At 68.0% G+C, this 21,895-nt stretch carries 25 protein-coding genes and 1 tRNA gene; 18 read left to right on the top strand and 8 right to left on the bottom strand.

Going from position 1 to position 21,895, the window contains the following annotated elements; all coding sequences use genetic code 11:
* Window positions 1-28 precede the first annotated feature (28 nt).
* Complete coding sequence (locus OED52_RS04185) at window positions 29-487, bottom strand: hypothetical protein (protein ID WP_264153428.1); 459 nt, start codon at window positions 485-487, stop codon at window positions 29-31.
* Between the two features lie 95 nt (window positions 488-582).
* On the bottom strand, window positions 583-1,356 hold the full coding sequence (locus tag OED52_RS04190; RefSeq protein ID WP_264153429.1) for an amidohydrolase family protein: 774 nt from the start codon (window positions 1,354-1,356) through the stop codon (window positions 583-585).
* 92 nt (window positions 1,357-1,448) lie between these two features.
* Between OED52_RS04190 and OED52_RS04195 the strand changes: the two genes are divergently transcribed.
* From OED52_RS04195 to OED52_RS04260, 14 genes are all read left to right on the top strand, one after another.
* Window positions 1,449-1,955 carry a VOC family protein gene (locus tag OED52_RS04195; RefSeq protein ID WP_264153430.1) on the top strand — a complete coding sequence of 169 codons (507 nt, stop codon included), beginning with the start codon at window positions 1,449-1,451 and terminating at the stop codon, window positions 1,953-1,955.
* Window positions 1,956-2,077: 122 nt separating this feature from the next.
* Window positions 2,078-3,232 (top strand): tyrosine-type recombinase/integrase, encoded by a 1,155-nt coding sequence (locus OED52_RS04200; RefSeq protein ID WP_264153431.1) that lies wholly within the window; start codon window positions 2,078-2,080, stop codon window positions 3,230-3,232.
* A gap of 264 nt (window positions 3,233-3,496) precedes the next feature.
* Window positions 3,497-3,706, top strand: a complete 210-nt coding sequence (locus OED52_RS04205) for a helix-turn-helix domain-containing protein (protein ID WP_413247711.1) — start codon at window positions 3,497-3,499, stop codon at window positions 3,704-3,706.
* Window positions 3,707-4,240: 534 nt separating this feature from the next.
* Window positions 4,241-5,329 carry an AAA family ATPase gene (locus OED52_RS04210; RefSeq protein ID WP_264153432.1) on the top strand — a complete coding sequence of 363 codons (1,089 nt, stop codon included), beginning with the start codon at window positions 4,241-4,243 and terminating at the stop codon, window positions 5,327-5,329.
* A 253-nt stretch (window positions 5,330-5,582) separates the two neighbouring features.
* Window positions 5,583-5,915 carry a WhiB family transcriptional regulator gene (locus OED52_RS04215; protein ID WP_264153433.1) on the top strand — a complete coding sequence of 111 codons (333 nt, stop codon included), beginning with the start codon at window positions 5,583-5,585 and terminating at the stop codon, window positions 5,913-5,915.
* Window positions 5,912-6,070, top strand: coding sequence for a hypothetical protein (locus OED52_RS04220; protein WP_264153434.1), 159 nt, complete (start codon window positions 5,912-5,914; stop codon window positions 6,068-6,070). Before OED52_RS04215 ends, OED52_RS04220 begins: the two co-directional genes overlap by 4 nt.
* Window positions 6,067-6,462, top strand: a complete 396-nt coding sequence (locus tag OED52_RS04225) for a hypothetical protein (protein ID WP_264153435.1) — start codon at window positions 6,067-6,069, stop codon at window positions 6,460-6,462. Before OED52_RS04220 ends, OED52_RS04225 begins: the two co-directional genes overlap by 4 nt.
* Window positions 6,459-6,587 carry a hypothetical protein gene (locus OED52_RS04230; protein WP_264153436.1) on the top strand — a complete coding sequence of 43 codons (129 nt, stop codon included), beginning with the start codon at window positions 6,459-6,461 and terminating at the stop codon, window positions 6,585-6,587. Before OED52_RS04225 ends, OED52_RS04230 begins: the two co-directional genes overlap by 4 nt.
* Window positions 6,584-7,207, top strand: a complete 624-nt coding sequence (locus OED52_RS04235) for a hypothetical protein (protein WP_264153437.1) — start codon at window positions 6,584-6,586, stop codon at window positions 7,205-7,207. Before OED52_RS04230 ends, OED52_RS04235 begins: the two co-directional genes overlap by 4 nt.
* A gap of 3 nt (window positions 7,208-7,210) precedes the next feature.
* Entirely contained in the window at window positions 7,211-7,360 is a 150-nt protein-coding gene (locus OED52_RS04240) for a hypothetical protein (protein ID WP_264153438.1), read from the top strand.
* 1 nt (window position 7,361) lies between these two features.
* Window positions 7,362-7,565, top strand: coding sequence for a hypothetical protein (locus OED52_RS04245; protein ID WP_264153439.1), 204 nt, complete (start codon window positions 7,362-7,364; stop codon window positions 7,563-7,565).
* A 350-nt stretch (window positions 7,566-7,915) separates the two neighbouring features.
* Window positions 7,916-9,544: an IS1634 family transposase gene (locus OED52_RS04250; protein ID WP_264153440.1), complete on the top strand. Its 1,629-nt coding sequence runs from the start codon at window positions 7,916-7,918 to the stop codon at window positions 9,542-9,544.
* Between the two features lie 4 nt (window positions 9,545-9,548).
* Window positions 9,549-9,845, top strand: a complete 297-nt coding sequence (locus tag OED52_RS04255; RefSeq protein ID WP_264153441.1) for a hypothetical protein — start codon at window positions 9,549-9,551, stop codon at window positions 9,843-9,845.
* Window positions 9,846-10,417: 572 nt separating this feature from the next.
* Window positions 10,418-10,828, top strand: coding sequence for a hypothetical protein (locus tag OED52_RS04260; RefSeq protein WP_264153442.1), 411 nt, complete (start codon window positions 10,418-10,420; stop codon window positions 10,826-10,828).
* A 665-nt stretch (window positions 10,829-11,493) separates the two neighbouring features.
* Here OED52_RS04260 and OED52_RS04265 read toward each other — a convergent pair.
* From OED52_RS04265 to OED52_RS04275, 3 genes are all read right to left on the bottom strand, one after another.
* On the bottom strand, window positions 11,494-11,988 hold the full coding sequence (locus OED52_RS04265; protein ID WP_264153443.1) for a M41 family metallopeptidase: 495 nt from the start codon (window positions 11,986-11,988) through the stop codon (window positions 11,494-11,496).
* A gap of 8 nt (window positions 11,989-11,996) precedes the next feature.
* Window positions 11,997-12,653 carry a hypothetical protein gene (locus OED52_RS04270; RefSeq protein ID WP_264153444.1) on the bottom strand — a complete coding sequence of 219 codons (657 nt, stop codon included), beginning with the start codon at window positions 12,651-12,653 and terminating at the stop codon, window positions 11,997-11,999.
* A 154-nt stretch (window positions 12,654-12,807) separates the two neighbouring features.
* Window positions 12,808-12,880, bottom strand: a tRNA-Arg gene (locus OED52_RS04275).
* Between the two features lie 257 nt (window positions 12,881-13,137).
* Between OED52_RS04275 and OED52_RS04280 the strand changes: the two genes are divergently transcribed.
* On the top strand, window positions 13,138-13,962 hold the full coding sequence (locus OED52_RS04280; RefSeq protein WP_264153445.1) for a M23 family metallopeptidase: 825 nt from the start codon (window positions 13,138-13,140) through the stop codon (window positions 13,960-13,962).
* 79 nt (window positions 13,963-14,041) lie between these two features.
* Window positions 14,042-15,550 (top strand): glutamate-cysteine ligase family protein, encoded by a 1,509-nt coding sequence (locus OED52_RS04285; protein ID WP_264153446.1) that lies wholly within the window; start codon window positions 14,042-14,044, stop codon window positions 15,548-15,550.
* A 4-nt stretch (window positions 15,551-15,554) separates the two neighbouring features.
* On the opposite strand, the gene OED52_RS04290 is transcribed toward OED52_RS04285, so the two are convergent.
* The 3 genes from OED52_RS04290 to OED52_RS04300 form a co-directional block, all read right to left on the bottom strand.
* Window positions 15,555-17,843 carry a M28 family peptidase gene (locus OED52_RS04290; protein ID WP_264153447.1) on the bottom strand — a complete coding sequence of 763 codons (2,289 nt, stop codon included), beginning with the start codon at window positions 17,841-17,843 and terminating at the stop codon, window positions 15,555-15,557.
* A 68-nt stretch (window positions 17,844-17,911) separates the two neighbouring features.
* The gene (locus OED52_RS04295; protein ID WP_264153448.1) at window positions 17,912-19,138 is read right to left on the bottom strand and encodes a globin domain-containing protein; all 1,227 of its coding nucleotides are present in this window, start codon (window positions 19,136-19,138) and stop codon (window positions 17,912-17,914) included.
* Window positions 19,139-19,191: 53 nt separating this feature from the next.
* Window positions 19,192-19,635: an RrF2 family transcriptional regulator gene (locus OED52_RS04300; protein ID WP_264153449.1), complete on the bottom strand. Its 444-nt coding sequence runs from the start codon at window positions 19,633-19,635 to the stop codon at window positions 19,192-19,194.
* A 227-nt stretch (window positions 19,636-19,862) separates the two neighbouring features.
* Here OED52_RS04300 and OED52_RS04305 point away from each other — a divergent pair, with 227 nt between their 5' ends.
* Complete coding sequence (locus tag OED52_RS04305) at window positions 19,863-20,771, top strand: universal stress protein (RefSeq protein ID WP_264153450.1); 909 nt, start codon at window positions 19,863-19,865, stop codon at window positions 20,769-20,771.
* A gap of 70 nt (window positions 20,772-20,841) precedes the next feature.
* Entirely contained in the window at window positions 20,842-21,882 is a 1,041-nt protein-coding gene (locus OED52_RS04310; RefSeq protein WP_264153451.1) for an LLM class F420-dependent oxidoreductase, read from the top strand.
* The last annotated feature ends 13 nt before the right edge of the window (window positions 21,883-21,895 follow it).

The raw sequence follows: 21,895 nt of genomic DNA on the forward strand, positions 1-21,895 counted from the left end.
CCGTGCGCCGGATGGCGGCCGGGGGCGGTCAGCCCACGGCGATGCCACCCGCAGCCGGGGTGGAGTTGCAGACCGGCCCGCTACCGAGATTCACCGAGCCGAACACCGTCGCCAGGACTTCGCCGGGACCGGTGTCGACCAGGGCGGCGTAGTTCGGGTATGCGCCGGTCAGATCGACGATTCCGGTACGCCCGTTGCTGCGGTTGAGCCAGGCGACGGTCACCTGGCCGGCGGCCGGAATCGGCCACGCCGCTTCACGGGTCGAGAACAGCACGTGCCCGGACGGGATGTTGGGTTCGCTGCTCGGTCCGGGCTGTGCGGTGACCGCGGTGGCCGAGGCGAGGCTGCCCTGGTTCAGGCATCCGACGGTGATCGCGGTGCCCATCGACTGTGGTGGGCCGGCCGTCGCGACGCCGGTGAACATGATCGCAGCGGCCAGAGGTGCTAACAGCGCGAGGGTTCGACGGGGAATACGCAGTGCAGGCATGATGCCGCTCCTCGAATGGGGTGTGTCATGTCCGGGTGCCGACCGCAGAGAGGGGTACCTGCGGCGCGTCCCGCGCACCGATGACGATTGTGAGTCTATCGATTCGTCCAGGTCACAGAAGCGGTTTCGGTCTCGATCCGGTAGAGGTCCGTGGCATTGCGCCACAGCACCCCCTCCGCGAGATCGGGGCCGAGGGCTTCCGTGACCAGAGTGACGTCGGTGTCGGCGAACGGGCGCGGCGCCCGCGTGGACGGCAGGTCCGTACCGAACACCAGCGCGCCCGGGTCCGCGTCGGCGATCGCCCGCAGTGCGTCGGCCACGGGGAAGTCGACCCGCCCGAAACCCGTGGCCTTCACCCGCACACCGCATTCGACGAGCCGCAGCAGCGCAGGCAGGCCGGCCGCGGACAGGCCGAGGTGGTCGATCGACACCGCAGGCAGCCGCGCGAGCCGCTCGTGCAGCGGTTCGAGATCCCGTGAGTCCACGTACAGCTCGGTGTGCCAGCCCGCGACCTCGTGGACCCGGCGGGCGAGCGTGTCGAGAGCGGCCAGGGGCGCCGACCCGCCGCGGCGGAGGTTGAAACGCACCGCCCGCACCCCGGCTGCGTCGAGCCGGAGGATCTCGTCGTCGGAGGCGGTGGGGGACAACTGCACGACACCGACGAAACCCGGGCCGAGCCGGCGCAGCGCGTCGACCAGACAGGCGGTGTCGAAGCCCTGGAACGAACCCGACACGACCGCACCGCCCGTCACGCCCAGATGGCGGACCCGGGCCAGATAGTCGTCGACGGTGAACGGTTCGGGCAGGTAGCCACGGTTCTCGATCAGCGGGAAACGCGGATCGACGATGTGGAGGTGGGCGTCGAACACGCCTCCACCCTAGGGGGATTGTCGGTGGTCGGTGCCAGGGTGGAGGAGTCCCGTCCGGATTCTCGTGGGAGACCACCGTGGAGGAGAGAGCGATGGCCGCATCGGCCCCGAAATCGACCCCGAATCTGTTCCTGGTCTACGTGACCGACGTGGACCGTGCGACCCGCTTCTACAGCGACCTGTTCGGCATGTCGCCGGAGATGGTGACGCCCCGCTACGTGTCCTTCGAGGTGGCGCCGGGGATGCTGTTCGCCCTGTGGTCGGGGCGGGCGGAGACGGTGACCCCGGACGCGCCGCGCTTCTCAGAGGTCGGGCTCATGCTCCCCGGCTCGGCCGACGCCGTCGACGCGCTGTTCGAGCAGTGGGAACACAAGGGCGTGACGGTGGTGGAGAAGCCGCACGACGAGGTCTTCGGGCGGACGTTCGTGGTGGCCGATCCCGACGGCAATCTCATCCGCGTCTCGCCGCTGGACCGAGGGTGGGATCCGGATGAACTCTCGGTGTTCCCGACTGCGGCCGGCCGCAGTCGGGAACACCCAGAGTTCGAGAGTGTGCCCCCGGCAGGATTCGAACCTGTCGTGAAAGCCGATCTTCTGTGATCGTTAACCAGCGGATTTATACCAATCTTGCTGGTCGTACGTGAATCTACATGCGGACAGAAGTGGGCGCAACGTGTCATAGGATTACTTCTGTTCTGCACGTATTTTGCACGAGGGGTGATATGGCGCGTCGGAAGAAGCGATCGTTCGGGGGTCTCCGCAAGCTGCCCTCCGGCCGCTGGCAGGCGAAGTACACCGCCCCGGACGGACTGATCTACAAGGCCCCGCGAACGTTTGCCGCCGAGGACGATGCAATTGCCTGGTTGAACGCAGAACGTCGCCTGATCGACCTCGACGCCTGGACTCCACCCACCGAGCGTGACCGTGCCGACGAGCAGGCCGCACTGAAGCTCACCCTGGGGGAGTACGCGGACCGCTGGATCACTCACCGCCATTTGAAGGAGTCCACCAGGCACCTGTACCGGCGCATGTTCGAGCAGCACATCGAACCAGAACTCGGAGCGCTGCCCCTCGACGAGGTGACCTCCGAGCGGATCCTCGTATGGTTCGCTGACCTCCGGGACAAGCCGGGACCGAACAAAGCATCGACGGGTAAGACTCGAAACGCCCGCGTCTACGCGCTGCTGCGCACCATCTTCGCTACCGCGGTAGACGACGGACTCATCTCGAGCAATCCGTGCCGCATCCCCCGCGCCGGCAGAACCGAGCGGGCTCACGAAATCCGCCTGCTGTCGATCTCCGAGCTCGACTCCCTCGCCTTTGCGATGCCCGAGCGTCTACGTCTGCTCGTCAAGCTCGCTGCCTGGTGCGGTTTGCGCCGCGGTGAGCTGCTCGAGCTGCGCCGCGGTGACGTGGCCGAGGACGGCAGTGTTGTTCGGATCCGCAGAGCTGTCGTGTTCGTCGATCGCAAGCCCGTCGTTGGGCCCCCGAAATCGGACGCTGGCGTGCGAGACGTGACAGTGCCACCCCATATCCGTACCGCGGTCGTCGATCATCTCAGCGAACACGTTGGTCGAGGGAAGAACGCGCTGCTGTTCACCTCAAAGGACGGGGACCGTCTGGGGGAGTGGACTCTCCGCTATCACTTCGAGCAGGCAACCACGAGGATCGATCGCTCAGACCTACGTCTACACGATCTGAGGCACCAGGGGGCTGTCCTCGCTGCACAGGCTGGCGCGACGACCAAGGAGCTCATGGCTCGGCTTGGACACTCAACTCCGAACATGGCGATGCGCTACCAACATGCTGCGGCCGGGCGGGATGCTCAGATCGCGGAAAGGCTTTCGCAGCTAGCGGATGGTCATGGTTGGCCGTGAGCGGACGGCCGGAACAAGGTGTGTTCTAATGGAAATAACCACCACTTGAGTGGCCAGAAGTCGACAACCAAACACCGACAGCTAGTCGAGGATGAATGACCAGCCGGAAATGCGGCTGAGCCGAAAGGGCGCGTCAGGAGGTCTCGATTAACGGCGAGTCCAGTTCGCTCTGATGAGCGAGAGCCCCGCAACGGGAGCCGAGCACAGATAGACCAAAGAGGTCTATCTGTAGCTCGGTGTTCTTCTTTCAGGAGGAGAATTCCCGTGTCAGGCAAGAGTGGATCCCGCCGCCTCGTCTCGGTTCCTCAGGCTGCGGAGGAATTCGGAGTTTCTAGCAGGACGGTCCGCCGCTACATCTCAGCTGGGCGAATCACCGGGTATCGATTCGGTCCGCGGATGATCCGCGTCGATCTCAATGAGATCGAGGCGATGATGCGGCCGATGGCTACTGCTCAGGCTGGGGGTGTGAAATGACGCACTCTCATTCGGCAGGTGGTTTTCGCGAGCCTGATCCCCGTCAGGCCGAGTTCAACCGGTATCTCTCATCCGATCCTGGGGTCGCGCTCCAGGTGCAGAGAGACCTCTATGCGGATCTACTCATCCGACTCGACGCTGACCTCGCGGTCATGGCCGCCGAACTCGGAGGCGGTGCCGAGTGAGCGCATACGAAAGCCGCCCCGCGGGCCTCGGGGCGGCTCCCGAACCTGCTGACTACAGCTCGCTCACTGACTCCCACGGTAACAGCGTCAAAGCCCAACTCGGACGACGTCATTCAGCAGCCCGGCGACTTCCGCCCCTCGAGTGTGGCTGTGTGGATCCGTGGCGGCACCGCTGTAGCGAACCGGGCATTACCGAGCGTCGAGCCGACGCTCTCGCCGCGGCCGCAGCACATCTCCTCAGTGCTGGTCTGACACCGATCATGCCGGTGGACGCGCTGCGAGCCCTGTGGCGGCGGGGCGGCGCTGATCGCCGCCGCGCAGCCACCATCGCTGGGAGGGTGATGCAGCAGTGATCGGCCGCGACTATCCCGAGGCCGCGTGGCTCGACCAGGACGGCCTCCTCCCGAACCGTCTTCCCTCGGAGGGTGTCCCGTACGTCGATGTTCCGCCGCCGGAGTCCGTCGAGGACAGTGGTGGTCCGGCGCGCCGGCCTCTTCGTGACCAGGTGCTCCGCCGGTCCGCTCTCGCAGCGATGCCCGACCCCGAACCGCTGATCGACGGTGTGCTCGACCGTGGCACCACCGCGCTGCTGTACGGGAAGTGGGGTTCCGGAAAGTCGTTCATCGCGCTGGACTGGGCCGCGTCCGTCGCCTCCGGCCGTCGCTGGCAGGGACTCGCGACAACCCGCCAACGGGTGCTGTACGTCGCCGCCGAAGGCGCCTTCGGGCTCAAAGGCCGCGTCCTGGCGTGGGAACGCGGATGGAAGGTCGATCTCGAGGACGGAGACCTCGACGTTCTCCCGGTCCCGGTGAACCTCACCCGGTGGCCGGCGGTGCACGAACTCGCCGGACTGATCCGTGAACACCAGTACGGCATGGTCGTGATCGACACGCTCGCCCGGTGCATGGTCGGCGCCGACGAGAACTCCGCGAAGGACGTCGGGATCGCCGTCGACAACCTGAACACGCTTCGTCAGGCGACGCCGGACGGTCGCGGAGTGATCCTCGCGGTCCACCACGCCGGAAAAGACGGCCGGACCGCCCGCGGATCCTCCGCGCTCGAGGCCGGCGTCGACACGGTCTATCAGACCGTGGTGGACGGCGCCACGATCGACCTCACGCGGGAAAAACGCAAGGACGGCCCCGTGGAGGACCGTCACCGCCTCCGCCTCTCTGCGGTGGACGACACCGGATCGGCGATCGTCGTTGTCCACCGCGGGGTGGACAACAGCGATCGCGCGGACCGGATCTTGTCCATCATGTCCACCCACTTCCGGACAACAGGGGCATCCCGCACCGAACTCCAGAAGGTCGCCGAGGAAGCCGGAATCTCCTACGGTTCGTTCACTCGCGGCCTCAATGACCTGCTCGAATCCGGCGAACTCGTCGACGAGGGCACCAGGTCACGCCGGTTCTACCGACTCCGGAGTCAGCGGTGAAAGTCCACCTTGTCCACCGCTTGTCCACGTCCGCCTCGTTGTCCAGTCCACCCCCCACCCCTTTAGGGGTGGACGGGGTGGATCTGGACAACGAACAACGTCACTTCTTCCGCGGAAGGGAAACGATGCGTCGACGCCGCGAATGCACGTGCGCTGGGACCGCGCCGGGCTGGCCCCAGCACGAGGCCTACTGCGCCACCGTCTCCATCACGGACTCCGATGCCGAGTGGTGGGACAACGAGGAGGCCCCGGAATGGGTGCTGTGACCGCCCAGCGCGGCCCGCGGGGTCCGCGTCCCCGTGTCCCGGCGGTCTTCGCCGAGATGATCGACGGTCGCCTCGCCGGGGCGGCCTGCGTCGGCCGACACGAGTTGTTCGACGCCGAACTCGACGGCGTCCACGAAACCCCCGCAGAACGCACGGCTCGGCACGCCGCGGCCGTGGCGATCTGCACGAGCTGTCCCGTGCTCACCGCCTGCCGCGTCGTCGCGGACGAGGCCGGCCGCCACGCCCACGGGGTGTGGGCCGCAACCGTACGCAACACTTCCCGGCCCACAGGCCGGAGCCCGAAGGAGCTCTCCGCGTGAAAACCACCATCGACCTCGCCGCGCTCCCGACGTCGCTGCTGCGCCGCAACAACGTCCACCAGCTCGTCGAACGGCTCTCCCGAACCGGCGGATGCCTGCTGCTGGCCGACCTCGAGGCCGAACGCGCCCGCCGCGGCCTCCGGAGGCGCCCGTGAACACCCGGACCGCGGGACAGGTCCCCGCACAGCAGGTTCCGCCGGTTCAGCACCTCGAGGACGCTCTCGTGCTGACCGGCGACGCGATCGGCACCGTCCGGTGGGCGCTGAGCGTGGCGATCGGCGCCCGCCGACGCCGCGGCATGCCCATACCGCGGGAGGTCGGCCTTCTCGCAGGACTGCTGTCCGCGCCCGGACAGCACCCGACGACGACACCAGGATTCGGTGAACCTCGAGGTGACGTCATCGGCACCGGCGAACTCGCCCGACTGCTCGGGTGCAGCCGCCGGAACGCGCAACGGATCGCCACCGAACTCGGGCGACTCGAAGCCGGCCGATGGGTCATCGACCGCACCGTCGCCGAGCAGTACGCGAGGAGCCGACACCAGTGAACCCCCCGACTCTCGAACAGGTCGCCGAGTGGCTGGCTCTGGCCACCGACGACGAGATCCACCACGTGCTCGAACTGGCCTGGCCCGATCAACCCGACCACGACACGAAGGACACCCACGCATGAGATACACCGGCCACAACGGCAACGACCGCTACAACCCCGCCGGACGGCCTCCACTCGAGGCCCTGCCCGCCGACCTCGCCAAGCTCCTCGCCGAATACGACGCCGCCCAGGCACGGGTCCGCGACGCCGAACGCGAACGCGACCGCCTCGCCCAGCCCGAGCGCGACGACGAGGCACGCCAGGCCGACGCCGCAGCCGCGGCGGCCGCGGCACGAGCCGGGAAGAAGATCCCACCCGCCACCGCCGCCGCGAAGCTCGCCGCCGACCGCGACGAGTCCGTCCGCGCCGCCGACGCCCACCGCGCCGCCGTGAAAGCGATCCGCGACGACCTCGACGAAGCCCGCGACGCCGCGCTGCTGTCCATCACCGGCCCCAACGACAAGGATCGGGACCGCGTCGCCAAGGCCGCCGCCGACTTCGTTGCGGTGCTCGAACAGGCGATCGCCGACCGTGCTGTCTACGACTGGCTCCGCGGCCGCACGTACTTCGCCAACGCTCAGACCTGGGCGGTCGACGTCGTTCCCGCGCTCCGCCACCATGCGATGGGCCGGGACAACTCGACGCTCGTCCACGCTCGCGCGGTCGTCACCAACCTCGTCGACGCACTCATGGAGGACTGACCCATGCCGATCGATCACCACTTCGACTACACCAGCGGCGAGCCCTGGGAGATCCGCCGCCGCGCCGTGGAGAACCTACGCCACCAGCGCCGCGAGTACGCCCTCCGGCGCGCCGCCGAGGAAGCGGAGAAACAGAGCCAGCAACGCCGCTGACATGTGGTTGTACATGGTCGGCAGCCCCTACCCGCAGCGGCTCGGGATTGTCGGTACCGACGAACATCCGATCACCGTGGTCCACCTGCCCCGCAAGGACCAGTTCCACCTGCGGTGTCGATGCGGGTGGACCGCGATCGGGGTCACCCTCAACCACGCCCGGATGCTCACCGGCCGGCACGCGCCGGACCAGCAGCCCGACTGACGACAGGCCGGTGGTCTCACCAGAGGCCACCGGCCCCAAGGGGTGGGGGAGGGACCCCCACCCCCACCGGACGGCCCACCAGCGGCATAGGGCCGATCCCTCCCCGTCTCCCCAAACTATCGACCCTTCGGAGGACCGAATGACCCCCAAACCACCCCCAGGGACGCGTACCGCTGGGCGCCGGTTGTGGTCGGCGATCGTCGCCGAGTACGAACTCACCGAACACGAGCTTCAGACCCGAGTTGGCTCATGTTTTCGGGATGATCGACAGCTCACGTCTGTGACCTGCTGGTTTTCGTCGGGATCGGCCTGATTTCACGCACTAACGGCGCTGGTTCTAGGCTCGGCAAGTGGTGTTTGTCAGGAAGGTGCGCACCAAGTCCGGGGCCACGGCCGTGCAGATCGCCCGCTATGTGGGCGGTCGGCAGGAGATCGTCAAGCACATCGGTTCCGCGCATACCGACGTCGAACTCGGCATGCTGCTCGAGCGCGCCCGGGCCTGGCTCGAACCCGACCAGCAAGTCCTCGACCTCGGCGTCACCCGGCAGGTCCCGGTCGAAAAGCCCCTGGCCGGCGGGCAGAGCACCCTGTTCGAGCCCACACCCGGACCCGTGCAGGTGGATACGCCGGGACGGACGGAATCGACCGGGTCGGTGCTGCTGCGCCAGGTCTTGGTCGACGTCTACGACCAGCTTGGGTTCGGCATCCTCGGCGACACGGTGTTCCGGGACCTGGTGATCGCCCGGATCGTCGAACCCGGCTCGAAACTCGACGCCGGTCGGGTCCTACAGGACCTCGGGACGGATCCACCGAGCTACGCGACGATCAAACGCCACCTGAAGCAGATCGTCGACCGTGAGTATCGAGGCAAGATCGCCGAGCAATGCTTCGCCCATGCCGCCGAATCCGGCGGTCTGAGCCTGTTGTTGTACGACGTGACGACCTTGTACTTCGAGGCCGAAAAGGAAGATGACCTGCGCAAAGTCGGGTACTCGAAGGAACGCCGGGTCGACCCGCAGATCGTCGTCGGGCTGCTGGTGGACCGCACCGGTTTCCCGCTCGAGATCGGCTGCTACGAAGGCAACTCCGCCGAAACCCGCACCATCGTCCCGATCGTGCGGCAGTTCCAGGCCCGCCATGACCTCGACGGGGTCGAGATGGTCGTCGCCGCGGACGCCGGAATGCTGTCCGCGTCCAATCTCGCAGCGCTGGACGAGGCGGGGCTGAAGTTCATCGTCGGCTCCCGCGCCACGAAAGCGCCTGGTGATCTCGCCTCCCACTTTCATTGGAACGGCAATGTTTTCACCGATGGGCAGATCATCGACACGATCACGCCACGGCACGGCCGCTCCGTGGTCAACAACCGCCGGCGACGAGCCGAGCCCGTCTGGAACGAGACGGACCATCCGAATGCGTGGCGGGCGATCTGGCAGTACTCCCGCAGCCGCGCCGCCCGGGACGAGAAAACACTCAACGCACAAGAAGCCCGCGCCCGGGCCGTGGTCGACGGGGACACCGCACCGAAGTCGACGCGATTCGTGAAGACGACTGCGAAAGGCCGGCGGCTGGACACTGCCTCGCTCGAACGCGCCAGGATGCTCGTCGGCCTGAAAGGCTATGTCACCAACCTTCCTGTCTCCCTGATGGATCCGAGCGAAATCATCGGTAAATATCACGAGTTGTGGCATGTCGAGCAGTCGTTCCGGATGTCGAAGACCGATCTGCGGGCCCGGCCGATCTTCCACCGCACCCGCGATGCGATCGAGGCGCACCTGACGGTGGTGTTCGCGGCATTGGCGGTCTCCCGGGTGGTGCAGGAACGCAGCGATCTCGCGATCGGCAAGGTCGTCAAGCTGTTGCGGCCGCTGCGGTCGGCGACCATCGCGATCAACGGCACCCGACACACGTTCCCGCCGCAGGTCGAGGCCGATATGCAGGTGCTGCTCGATCGGATTTCAGGTACCGAAATCACGCACTAACGAAATGAGCCAACTCGGGTGGTCGGCGATCGTCGCCGAGTACGAACTCACCGAACACGAGCTTCAGATCCTTCGAGAAGCGGTACGGACGGTGGATCTGCTCGACACGCTGCACAAGGTCGCCGGCGAGGAGGGCCCGCTCGCGGACTCCTCCCAGGGAAGAAGGGTGCATCCGGCGATCGTGGAGCTCCGCCAGCAGCGGATCACGCTCGCCCGGCTCCTCGCCACCCTGAACATCCCCACCGAGGACACCACGGTGCGGGCCCCGCGGGGCGTGTACGGGATCCGAGGGACTGCGTGAGACGCCGCACCCACGAGCCTGGCTCGGCGATCCCCGGAAAGCTTCGGGTGTTCACGCCTAGTGATTGGCCCGGAGATACGGACCGCGCTCGACTGGATGCCTGGTTCACCGCTCGCTATGCGTACGCCGAGGTGAACAGCTGGCCTGGCGGAGCGCTGACCCTGATTCGGGAGCACCATGCAATGCGACGAAAGATATACCTAGCCTCGGGCTTTCGTGCTGATCGAGCGGACACCCGTGTCGAATACGAAGAATGGTGCCCTGAGCTGGGATAATTCGACTTGCGAAGGTTGAATCAGTCCCAGTTCGAGGAGCACCATTCCGGTGAGCAAGTCTACGTCCCCCTACCCACGCGTGTCCGCATCGGCCACCGGAACCGGCCTCGTGTCGCATGCCGGAGCCGTCCTGCTGCTGCGCTAAATCGACAGCTCGGACTCGGGTAACCCATCTGTTGCTCATCCCCGGATCTGCCGGAGACGCCCGGCCCAGTCCGTGATGTGATGCCTTACGTGAATGGTTGGGCAGCTGGGCTCATCGTCGGCGGTGCATTTCTTCAATGCGGCGGATTGGCGGTGACTTTTCATCAGGTGCGGGCTGTCATCAGCATTCGGGATGATGTGCGCCGGCAACTCGGCGGCATACTCCGCAGACTACGCAGAACCGAATTTGTGCACACCGAACACGTCACGGTCCCGATCTCGTTGGAGTTGGCAGGCGCCGGTACCGTCACCTTCCGCATGCCCGATGAGTCCGAAACCGATCGGATGTCTCGCGAGCTTGAAGATCAGAAGCGAGCTGTCGCGGAGTTGCGGCGGACAATTGTAGAGCTCGAGCGTCGAACACAGCGGGATCTCGACGGCAGGCTTGCCGCTCTGGCCGATGAACTCGACCGGAAAGGCACCCGCGATGCTCGACTCACCTGGAAAGGGGCTGCGCTGATCGGCGCCGGCATCGTGGCGCAGACGGTCGGATCACTGATGTGACCTCACGAGTTCCCCAGCGCGTTCGCGAGGGTTTCGAGAAGATTCGCGAGGCTCTCGCGCCGCGCTACGAGATCCGCCTCGGCGAGTGCCCGCAGTCACCGACCAGTCGCGATGTCTCACAGGAATTGGCGCAGTGGAAGTAAACATCCTGTCGCACAGGACCGCTCACCCCAGACGCCTCTTCATCCCTGATCTCGTAGCCCACAGGGCCGTTGCAGTACTTGCAGCGGAGCTTGTCCGTGTTTCCCGTTGCACCCATGTCGTGCAGGGTATCCCGCAGCAACGGCACCAGCGCGAGCTGGTCCATCGGCTCACGCTGGGAGGGAGTGGAGGGGACCGCCTACCGGCGGACTCTCCTCCACCGAGCGGAGCACCCAAGGGTGCCGGTGTCGTTGACCCCGCCCCGGAAATTTCCCACGGACCCATCCCATGACCGCGTCTGGCCAACACGTGTAGCCACGTCACCGAATGTGAGCGTGGCTGTGCTGAACCCTCACCTCGTCTGGCCAGACACCGATGTGAGAGCGCCCTCGCCGGTTCGAGGGATCAAGAACACCGGGCACCGCTGGTTTACGTCGGGCGGTGCGAGAGAGAACGACGTGCAGAGGCCGCGGACCGCGGCGTGCAAAGCACGGGCCGGTACGAGACCGGCCCGGCTCAACACGTCACGAGCCCCACAGAAGCGATTCGACGACGTCGTGGGTGACAAGCTCCCCATCGAGGAGAAGTCGCGCCACCTCGAGGATCACAGGCCATACCTGCTCGAGTTCGCGATCCCAGATTTCCGATAGGGCCGTCTTCTGCTCGGCCGGGATGCCCGCCATGTCTTGCAGGGCCAGGTGTTCCTTTTCGGTCTGCTGGACGATGGCGGCGTCAGACGGTTGCGTGAGGGAGACGTCGAAGACGTAGTCGTCGAAGGTGAGCATGTCTTCGTCTGTGTCGTCGAGGGGGCGATCTCCCCACAGGGCGCGTGCTTCCGCCCAGATTCCGGCGTAGGCGATGAACCCGAGATCGAGTGGCTTGCTGTTGTGGAGGGTCAGGCCTAGGTGATCGTCTCCGGGTGTGATCGTGACCGACCGGAGGGTCCCTCCGCCGCGCATGAGCGTTGCGACGGCGTGCCCTGCCTCGTGGATTGCGGTGATTCTCAGTTGCTCATCCATGCGCTGAATCATCGGACGCCGCCGATCGTGTCCTTCCGACCGGCGGGAGCACTGTGATCGCGATACAGGCGGGAGAGCGCATCGATCAACGCCGGGATCTCCCGAAGATGGAGCGTCGGGAAGTCGTCGCACCCGTCGGGTGTGCCGAACGCGAGCTCGTAGTCGGTCCCGTCCTCAGTCGTGATCGCGTCGAGGGTGACACGGAGGCGGGGAGCGACGTCGACGGCGGTCACGGTCGTCACCGTGACTTCGTCGCCGAGGGGCTCCTCGCCGCGGTTCTCGAGTTCGGCGAGTTCGGCGCGTTCCGCCAAGATCCCGCGGCGGATCCGCTCGACGTCGCTCTCGGTCCACAAGGGCACCGTGCGCCACTGCTCACGGCCGCGACCGGACGCGATTGCGGCCCGTTCGAGTTCGTCGATCATCAGGCCGCAGTGGTCGCGGAACTCCGACTCGGTGATCTGCTCCGGAGCGAGCTGGTCGAGGACGTCGAAGGCGGTGAGACGGCCACGGCCGGGGAGGAACGCCACGGCGGCCGCTGCTGCGACGTACCAGCCGTGCTCGATAGCGAAGCGAAGGCCGAGCATGGGCAGCCCGTAGGCAAGGGCGAAGCCGAGAAGGGGAACGAGCGCGTACGGTGCGCGCTCTACGATGGTCTGACGGTTCATCGGAAGCATCTCCGTTGGGCCGAGGCCCTGGAATCGGGAGGCAAGCCCGATCCGGGGCCGTTCTGCATCGGCTCCACGTCAGACGATTCTGCACGGATTGTGCACGTGCTCTACGGTCAGAGCCGGAAACCGGCTCTGACCAGCGGAGATGTTGTGCCCCCGGCAGGATTCGAACCTGCGACACCCGCTTTAGGAGAGCGGTGCTCTATCCCCTGAGCTACGAGGGCGTGCGCGACCCGGCGAACCGCATCGTGACGCGCTGTGAGTGTAGCCGCCGCGGATCGTCGGGGCTCGAGTGCGTCGCCGTGACGAGGGATGGTCTCGGTGAGGTCCACGAAGTGGAACGGGAACCTGGAGTTTCCCACACTCCGGGATCAAGGAAGGGTAACACTGGTCATCTTCTATATCGTTTTGTTACCTTGGGTCGCCAGGAGCGGCCGGGTCGAGTACCCGGCCGAAGTCGGGACGAAACAAGGGACACACTGTGGGACGGCACTACCGCACGCGCGAAGATGCAGCATTCGACGTCGACACGATCCGTGTGCCTTCGTCGGGTAAGGGCCGCCACCGCGTGGAACCCACCGGCACCTCCGCTCCGGTCAAGGCCGCCACCGTCGCGGCCGCCACGGGCGCCTTCTTCGCCGTCGGCGCGCAGATCAGCGCCGGCACCGCCGCTGCCCATCCCGGCCACGAGGTCCAGGGCGAGGCCGCCCCCACCGGTACCCTTCCGTTCGAGCTTCCCGCGGGCCTGCTCCCCGAGGGCGTCGAGATCCCGGCCATCCCGGGTATCACCGCCCCGATCGAGGAGGGCGCGCCCGCACTCCCCGCCGAGGTCGAGGCGCTCGTCGAGCAGTTCTCCGGCGCCACCGGCTGGCTCGGCCGGATCAACCCGGCCCGTCCCACCGCCGTCCAGCCCGTCTCCGGCACCCTGACCTCCGACTGGGGCCCGCGCTGGGGCTCGCACCACGGCGGCATCGACATCGCCGCTCCGCTCGGCACCCCGATCCTGTCCGCGGCCGACGGCACGGTCCTCGAGGCCGGTGCGGCCTCCGGCTTCGGTCAGTGGGTCCGCGTCCTCAACGACGACGGCACCACCTCCGTCTACGGTCACGTGAGCACCTACCAGGTCTCCGCCGGCCAGCGGGTGTCCGCGGGTGAGCAGATCGCCACCGTCGGCAACGAGGGCTGGTCCACCGGCCCGCACCTGCACTTCGAGGTCTGGGACACCGCCGGCACCAAGATCAATCCCAACGCCTGGCTGAAGGATCGCGGCGTCGTGCCCACCTGGGGCGGTTACAGCGCCGTCTGACGGTTTCCGTCGCACCCCCGCAACAGTCGCTGCGCGCTAGGCTGAACTCCACAGCCTGCGGCCGACCCCGGGGGGTTCATTGGGTACCGAGATCTCTGCTCGTTCGTTCACCCGGGAAGACCGGCGGGTGTTCCGGAGCAAGGTTCGCGACTGCATGAAGGCGCTCGAGCGGATGCTCCGCGAGGACGTCTTCGTCGATGTGCACTCCTCACCCGATCCGCATCTCGGTATGGAGATCGAGTTCAACCTCGTCCGGGACGACATGGCCCCGGCGATGTCCAATCTCGAGGTGCTCCAGGCGATCGACGACCACGCCGTGTTCCAGACCGAACTCGGCCAGTTCAACGTCGAGATGAACGTCGAGCCTCGTCGCCTCACCGGCGACGAACCCCTCGAACTCGAGGAGTCGCTGCGGTCGTCCCTGCGGCGCGCCGACGAACGGATGCACCGGCACGACGCGCAGCTGGTGATGGTGGGGATGCTGCCCACCCTCGAACTCGGCGACCTCGAGCTCACCCGCATCACCGCGAATCCCCGCTACGAGGCCCTCAACGAACAGATCTTCGCCGCCCGCGGCGAGGACATCGAACTCGACCTCGACGGTGTGCCGTTGCCAGGCACCGATGTGGTGGAAACCCTTCGCGCGGACATGAATTCGGTGGTGCCGGAGGCTGCGTGCACGTCGCTGCAGCTGCACCTGCGGATCGCCCCGGAGGACTTCGCCAAGCACTGGAACGCCGCGCAGTGCATCTCCGGGGTGCAGGTCGCCCTCGCCGCCAACTCGCCCTTCCTCGCGGGCAAGGCGCTGTGGCACGAGAGCCGCATCCCGTTGTTCGCGCAGGCCACCGACACGCGACCGCTCGAGCTGAAGAACCAGGGGGTGCGGCCCCGGGTGTGGTTCGGGGAACGCTGGATCGACTCACCCCTCGACCTGTTCGAGGAGAACTCCCGCTACTTCACCGCGCTCCTGCCGGAGGTCTCCGCCGCCGATCCGATGGCCGAGCTCGACGCCGGCCGGATCCCCGAACTCCGCGAACTGCAGATGCACAACGGCACCATCTATCGGTGGAACCGTCCCGTCTACGACATCAGCGACGGCAGCGCGCATCTGCGGATCGAGAACCGGGTGCTCCCGGCCGGACCGACCGTCCTCGACATCATGGCCAACGCGGCCTTCTACTACGGGACGCTGCGGGCCCTCGTCGATGCCGACGAACCGCTCTGGCGCGACCTGAGTTTCGACGCCGCGGAGAAGAACCTCGTCCTCGGCGCGAAGTTCGGGCTGGACGCGAAACTGTACTGGCCGCGCGTCGGCTGGGTCGGCGCCGACGAACTCGTGCTGCGGTGCCTGCTGCCGCTCGCGCACCGGGGTCTCGAGACCTACGGCCTGTCGTCGACCGTCCGCGAACGCTATCTCGGCATCATCGAGGGACGTGCCCTGAACCGGCAGACCGGCGCGGCCTGGCAACGTGCGCAGGTGGCGCGTCGCGAGGCGGCGGGGGAGGACCGCCGCACGGCCCTCGTCGGGATGCTGCGCGACTACGTGCGGAACATGACCTCCGGCGCGCCCGTCCACGAGTGGGAGTAGCGAGCTACAGCCGCAGCGATCGCGTCACCGCCACCGTCGGCTGGAGCACCACCCGATCGGTGGGCGGTTCGTAGCCGGGGACCACGCTCGGGTCGTCGCTCAGATCGGCGACGCGCAGTTCGAGTTCGCGGTCGCGCATGCCCAGCGTGAGATCCACCTCGACCCCCTCCGGTCCCGGCGCCCAGAACAGGAAGCCGAACCGTTCGGACGGCTCGGCGCGGACGCCCTCGACGGTCGCGCCGTGCACGCGGGCGGTGTCGCCGTTCACCCACAGGCCGATCAGCTGGGAGTCCCCGGCTGGGATCAGACGCAGCCGCAACGCACGGGTGCTGCCGCCGGTCTCGTCCGACAGCACCTCGACGCGTGGGGCCTCGAGATCGGCGACGGGTGCCGGTCCATGGTGCATCGCAGTGTCGGGGCGCCACGGGAACCCGTCGGGCAGTGGTGTCGGGCCGTCGGGGAGCAGGGCGCGGCTCCACTCCGAGCGCGGACCGTCGGGGGAGGCCCACGTCGCGACGCCGCTGTCGGCGTCGAGGGAGTACCACAGGTACTCCTGCCGGGGGTCGGTGGCGCCGTCGCGGTTGAGATGACCGGCGACCAGCGTGCACACCAGCACCACCACCAGAGCCGCGACGGCGGACACGCGGGCTCCGTGCCGGCCCGGCCGCAGCGGCTCGCACAGGGGCAGCACGGCGACGAGGACGAGTCCGGTGAACAGACCCGCCAGCGGCGCCCCGTACAGCAGCCCGGCATCGAACGTGACGAACACCGCGGGCACGGCGAAGACCGCGGACACCAGGGCGCCGAGCGTCGTCGCGAGGAGACGTCCCGGCCCGTCCCCGCGCAGCAGCAGCCCGGCGAGCACCCCGAGCACCGTCGGCAGGACGGTGACGAGGATCGTCGCCGCGACCCCGGTGAACGGAACGCCCGCCAGGGCGAGGAGGGCGACGAGGACGAACGCCCCGCAGGTGAACGATCCGGGCCGTCGCCCCCGGACCCACCACGCCCGCACCGTGACGAGCACCCCCACGGCGGCGGCCACGGCGGCGAGCCGGAACAGGCTCGGGTGGTACGGCTCGTCGACGACGGGCGCGGCCGTACCGGGCGCGAGGGTCTGCACGATCCACCAGGGCAGCCACGCGGCGGCCGCGGCCCCCAGCGCGGCCAGGAGCGACACGCCGACGGCGACACCGATGCCGGCCGGGGACGCCTCACCCCGGCGTATCCGCAGCACACACGTGCCCGCGACCATCGCGGCGAGCAGGACCGCCCCGGCGATCTCGACCCAGCGGGGAGCGTGGAGCAGGCCCCACGGCGCGGTGGTGACGACCTCGTTCCCCGCGTCGTCGAGTGTGGTGAGGTCCGCACCGGCGAGATCGCGTGCGGTCACGAGGGTGGTTTCCCCCATGTGCTGCAACGACTTCCGATCGAGCCGATCGGGAGTGTCGAGGGGGCTGTGATAGTACGCGGCGCCGGAGGAGATCGCGGTGTCGTAGGCGTGGAAACCGGCTTCGTCGAATCGCCGGAAGTCGGTGTCGTTGGGCAGCAGTTCGAAGACCGACTCGGTCAGCGAATCGGCGTTCGCGCCCGGCGACCGCGCGAGCGTGTCGACGAGTGCGCCGTCGGGGGAGGTCGTGCGGAAGGTGGTGGGGACACCGGAATTGCCGCGCGCCTCGTGGTTGAGCACGACGACGGGGCCGTCCCGCGGACGATCGGACGCGGCGAACAGCTGGGCGCCGAGCAGTCCGCTCTCCTCGCCGTCGGTGAGCAGGACGAGCACGTCGTTGCGGGGTGGGGGACCAGCGTCGATGGCCCGCGCGACCTCGAGGACCACACCCACCCCGAGACCGTCGTCGGCGGCGCCGGGGGAGCCGCGCACGGTGTCGTAGTGGGCGGCGAGGACGACGGTGCCGGTGGGGTCGGTGCCGGGCCGGACGGCGACGACGTTGTGGACCCGTCCGCCGCGCTGGGTGGGTTCCTGCGGCCACGCCGCCCAGCCGACACCGGATTCGATCCCGGTGTCCCAGCCGAGTGCGTCGAGGGCGGAGATCAGCCGGTCGCGGGCGGCGGTGTGGGCGGGTGAGCCCGGTACGCGGGGAGAGCCCGCGATCGTGTCGATGTGCTCGGCTGCGCGGCCGGCGCTGAACAGCTCGGGCGGCGCGTCGACGTCGAGCGGGTCGGGGGAGGCCGGGAGCAACGCAACGACGAGTCCCGCCACCAGAACCCCGAGCAGGGCGAGGAGGTTTCCGTACCGGGACCGTGCCGGGGTGCGGTCGTCCACGGCGGTGTCCATGGCTGCAGCCTAACCGCCGAACGGGTGGTACCCCCGCGGACCCGCGGGAGCACCACCCGGTGCGGGGATCAGGAGGCGGCGGGAGCCCAGCTGTCCGGGCCGAACACCTCGTAGTGGATGTTCTCGGCCGGGACGTTGCGCTCGATCAGGGCCTCGCGCAGCGACAGCATGAACGGCAGCGGGCCGCACAGGTAGGCCTGCGTGTTCGGGTCCAGCGGGAGATCGGAGATGTCGGCGCGGCCGACACGCACGGTCTCGAGCGGCTCACGTGCACCGAGATCCTCGTACCAGCGGAAGACCTGGGCCTGCGGGAGCTTCTCGACGAGGGTCTCGAGTTCCCGGCGGTGGGCGTGGTCGGCGACGGAGCGGTCCGCGTGGACGACGGAGACCGGACGGTCGTCGCCGGCGCCCGCGAGATGATCGAGGATACCGATCATCGGGGTGCAGCCGATCCCGGCCGAGGCCAGCAGGATCGGAGCCTCGCCGTCGGTGAGGACGAGATCGCCGAAGGGCGTGGTGACCTGCAGTTCGTCGCCCTCGAAGAGGTTGGCGTACAGGAAGTTCGAGACCTCACCGGCCGGGATGACGGTGCCGTCGGGGCCGGTGGTCTCGCGGACGCGCTTGACGGTGATGCGCCAGTCGCCCTTCGTGGGGGCGCTCGACAGGCTGTACTGGCGGATCTGGCGGGCGCCGTCGGGAAGCTTCACGCCCACCGACAGGTACTGGCCGGGACGGAAGGTGGGCAGCGGGCTGCCGTCGAGCGAGGTCAGGACGAACGAGACGGTGTCGGCGGACTGGTGGGTGCGCTCGGCGACGCGGACGGTGCGCCACACGTCGCCCGGCTCGACACCGGCCGCCTTGTACAGATCGGACTCCATCGAGATGAGGGTGTTCGCCATGAGCCAGTACAGCTCGTCCCATGCCTTGGAAACCTCGGGAGTGACTGCTTCACCGAGGATTTCGACGATCGCCTCGAAAAGGTGCTTGTGGACGATCCAGTACTCGTCGGCCTTGACACCCAGCGAGGCGTGCTTGTGGGCGACGCGGGAGAGGATGGTCTCGACGCGGGCCGGGTCGGGATCGAGCTGGAGCGTCGCGAAGGCGGCGATGGATCCGGCGAGGGCTTTCTGCTGCTCGCCCTGTTTCTGGTTGCCGCGGTTGAACAGGTCGCGCTCGAGCTCCGGGTGGGCGCCGAACATCTTCCGGTAGAAGAGGGTGGTGATGTCGCCGATGGCTGCTCCGACCGCCGGCAGGGTCGCGGCGATGACTTCCTTGGATTCGGGTGAGAGCGGCATGGTGTTTCCTCGTGGGTCGAAGTGGGCTGGTTCACCGTCGGTCCGCAGGTGGATCAGCGGCTCGGCGGTGGTTCGAGGTTCAGCAGGACGGGGCTGGTGTCCTGCCGGGTCAGATCGGCGACGGTGATGTCGTCGAGGGCGGCGTAGAACGCGTTCTGCGCCGTGCGCAACGCCGAGCGGAGGTTGCAGGCGCGACGCATCGGGCACGGTTTGGACCCTTCGCAGTCGACGACCTCGTCCTCGCCCTCGAGCGCGCGCGTGAGCCACCCCAGGGTGGCCGTGCGGCCGAGTTCGGTGATGCAGAGCCCCCCGCCCCGTCCGCGGCGGGTGGTGACCACGCCGAGTTCTCCGAGGCGGGCGACGACCTTGGCCGTATGTGCGTACGACAGGCCGAGTCGCTCCGCGACCGTTCTGGTGCTGGGTATACCTTCCGGCGGGTTGCCGGCCAGGTACATGACAACCCGCAGTCCGAGATCGGTGAACTGCGTGAGTTGCATGGCTTCGACAATAGATAACTTGCATTCAGGATGACAATTTATGTGACGCGGATCTCTCCGGTGAAAGATGTTGCCCGGAAACGTAACTCGACGTTCCCTGCGGGCCTGCGCCGGGAACTTCGGCTCCGGTGTGGTGTGGGTCCGACGGCCGACGGCGGGTGGGACGAAGGTCGGGAACCGGAAACGAATCCCCGATCCGGCGCCGGGATTGCACTAGTCTGACGGGCGTGAAGCCCCTCGGTGAAGCACCCCGCGACCACAACCACCTGACGGTCGGCGTCGACGGTTCACCCGCCTCCGAGCGCGCCGTGCGTTGGGCAGCGGCCACCGCCGCCGGCCGGGGACTGGATCTGCACCTCGTACACGCGGTGGACTTCGCCCCGTCCGGATGGACGAAGCTCCCCTTCTTCCGGCCCTCCCAGGTCTTCGAATGGAGTGAGGACGAGGCCACGGCGCTGCTCACTGCGGCGGCCGAGACCGCCCTCGCCGTCGCTCCCGACGTCGAGATCACTCGCGAACTCGCCCTCACCGGCAGCGCCAAGTGGCTCGTCGAACTCTCGCGCCGCGCCCGGATGCTCGTCCTCGGCGCCACCGGCTCCAGCAAACTGGGGGAGGCGCTGCTCGGCTCCACCCCCGTCTCGGTGGCCGGCCACGCGGAGTGTCCCGTCGTCGTCGTGCGCGGCCCGGAAAGCCCTGTCCCCGACGACCGGCCCGTGGTGGTCGGCATCGACGGCAGCCCCGGCAGCCGCAAGGCCGTCGAGGCCGCCTTCGAGGAGGCCGCCTGGCGGGGCGTCGACCTCGTCGCCGTGCACGTCTGGAGCGACCTGAGGATCGGTGCGTTCGAGGACTCACCGCTCGACTTCGACCCGCAGGCCTTCGAGGAACACGAGCACGCCCTCGTCGCCGAGTGCCTCGCCGGCTACGGCGAACGCTTCCCCGACGTGACCGTGCACCGCAAGGTCTACCTCGACGGGCCCCGTGCCCGCCTGCACAAGTGGAGTGAGAAAGCGCAGCTCGTGGTGCTCGGCACCCGCGGTCGCGGGGGCTTCACCGGTCTGGTCCTCGGCTCCACCTCCAACGCCTTGCTGCGCGATGCACGCTGCCCGGTGATGGTGGTGCGACCCGACGCCGCCTGACGGCGGTAGTGTTCGGGCCACGTGGACGAGCGCGCCCCCGATGGGGGTGCACCAGGAACGAAGGTGGCGCATGCGCATCGGAATGGGACTGAACTACAGCGGGGGCTTCGCCGAGACCGTCGCGGAGGTGGCCGACCTCGAACGGGCGGGCCTCGACATCGTGTTCGTGCCGGAGGCCTACTCCTTCGACGCGGTCAGCCAGCTGGGCTATCTCGCTGCGAAGACGACCCGCGTCGAACTCGCCTCGGGCATCCTCCAGATGTTCACCCGCACGCCCACGCTGACGGCCATGACCGCCGCCGGCCTGGACTACGTCTCCGAGGGCCGCTTCGTGCTGGGCATCGGTGCGTCCGGCCCGCAGGTCATCGAGGGCTTCCACGGTGTGCCCTACAACGCCCCGCTCGCGCGCACCCGCGAGATCGTCGACATCTGCCGGAAGGTGTGGCGGCGCGAGAAGATCGACCACCAGGGCAAGTACTACCAGATCCCGCTGCCCGCCGATAAGGGCACGGGCCTGGGCAAGCCGCTGAAGATCATCAACCGGCCGGTGCGCGAACGCATCCCGATCGTCATCGCCTCCCTCGGCCCGAAGAACGTCGAGATGACCGCCGAGATCGCCGAGGGCTGGCAGCCGCTGTTCTACTACCCGGAGAAGGCCGCCGACGTGTGGGGCGAGTCCCTCGCCAAGGGCAAGGCCAAGCGCGATCCCGTCCTCGGCGACCTGCAGATCTACGCCCAGGCCGCGCTCGCCATCGGCGACGACGTCGACCACATGCTCGACTGGGTGCGCCCGATGGTCGCCCTCTACGTCGGCGGTATGGGCGCCAAGGGCAAGAACTTCTACAACGACCTCGCCATCCGGTACGGCTACGCCAAGGAGGCCGAGACCATCCAGGAACTGTACCTGGCGGGGAAGAAGGAGGAGGCGGCCGCGGCGGTGCCCGACGAACTGCTCCGTTCCGTGTCGCTGATCGGCTCCGAGGGGTTCGTGCGCGAACGCGTCGCTGCCTTCGCCGAGTCCGGCGTCACCACGCTCAACGTCACCCCGCTCGCGGCCGACACCGCGGGCCGTGTGCGACTGATCGAGCAGCTGCGGCGGATCTGCGGCTGACCCACCGAGAAAG

The sequence above is a fragment of the Rhodococcus sp. Z13 genome (assembly GCF_025837095.1).
Taxonomy (GTDB): Bacteria; Actinomycetota; Actinomycetes; order Mycobacteriales; family Mycobacteriaceae; genus Rhodococcus; species Rhodococcus sacchari.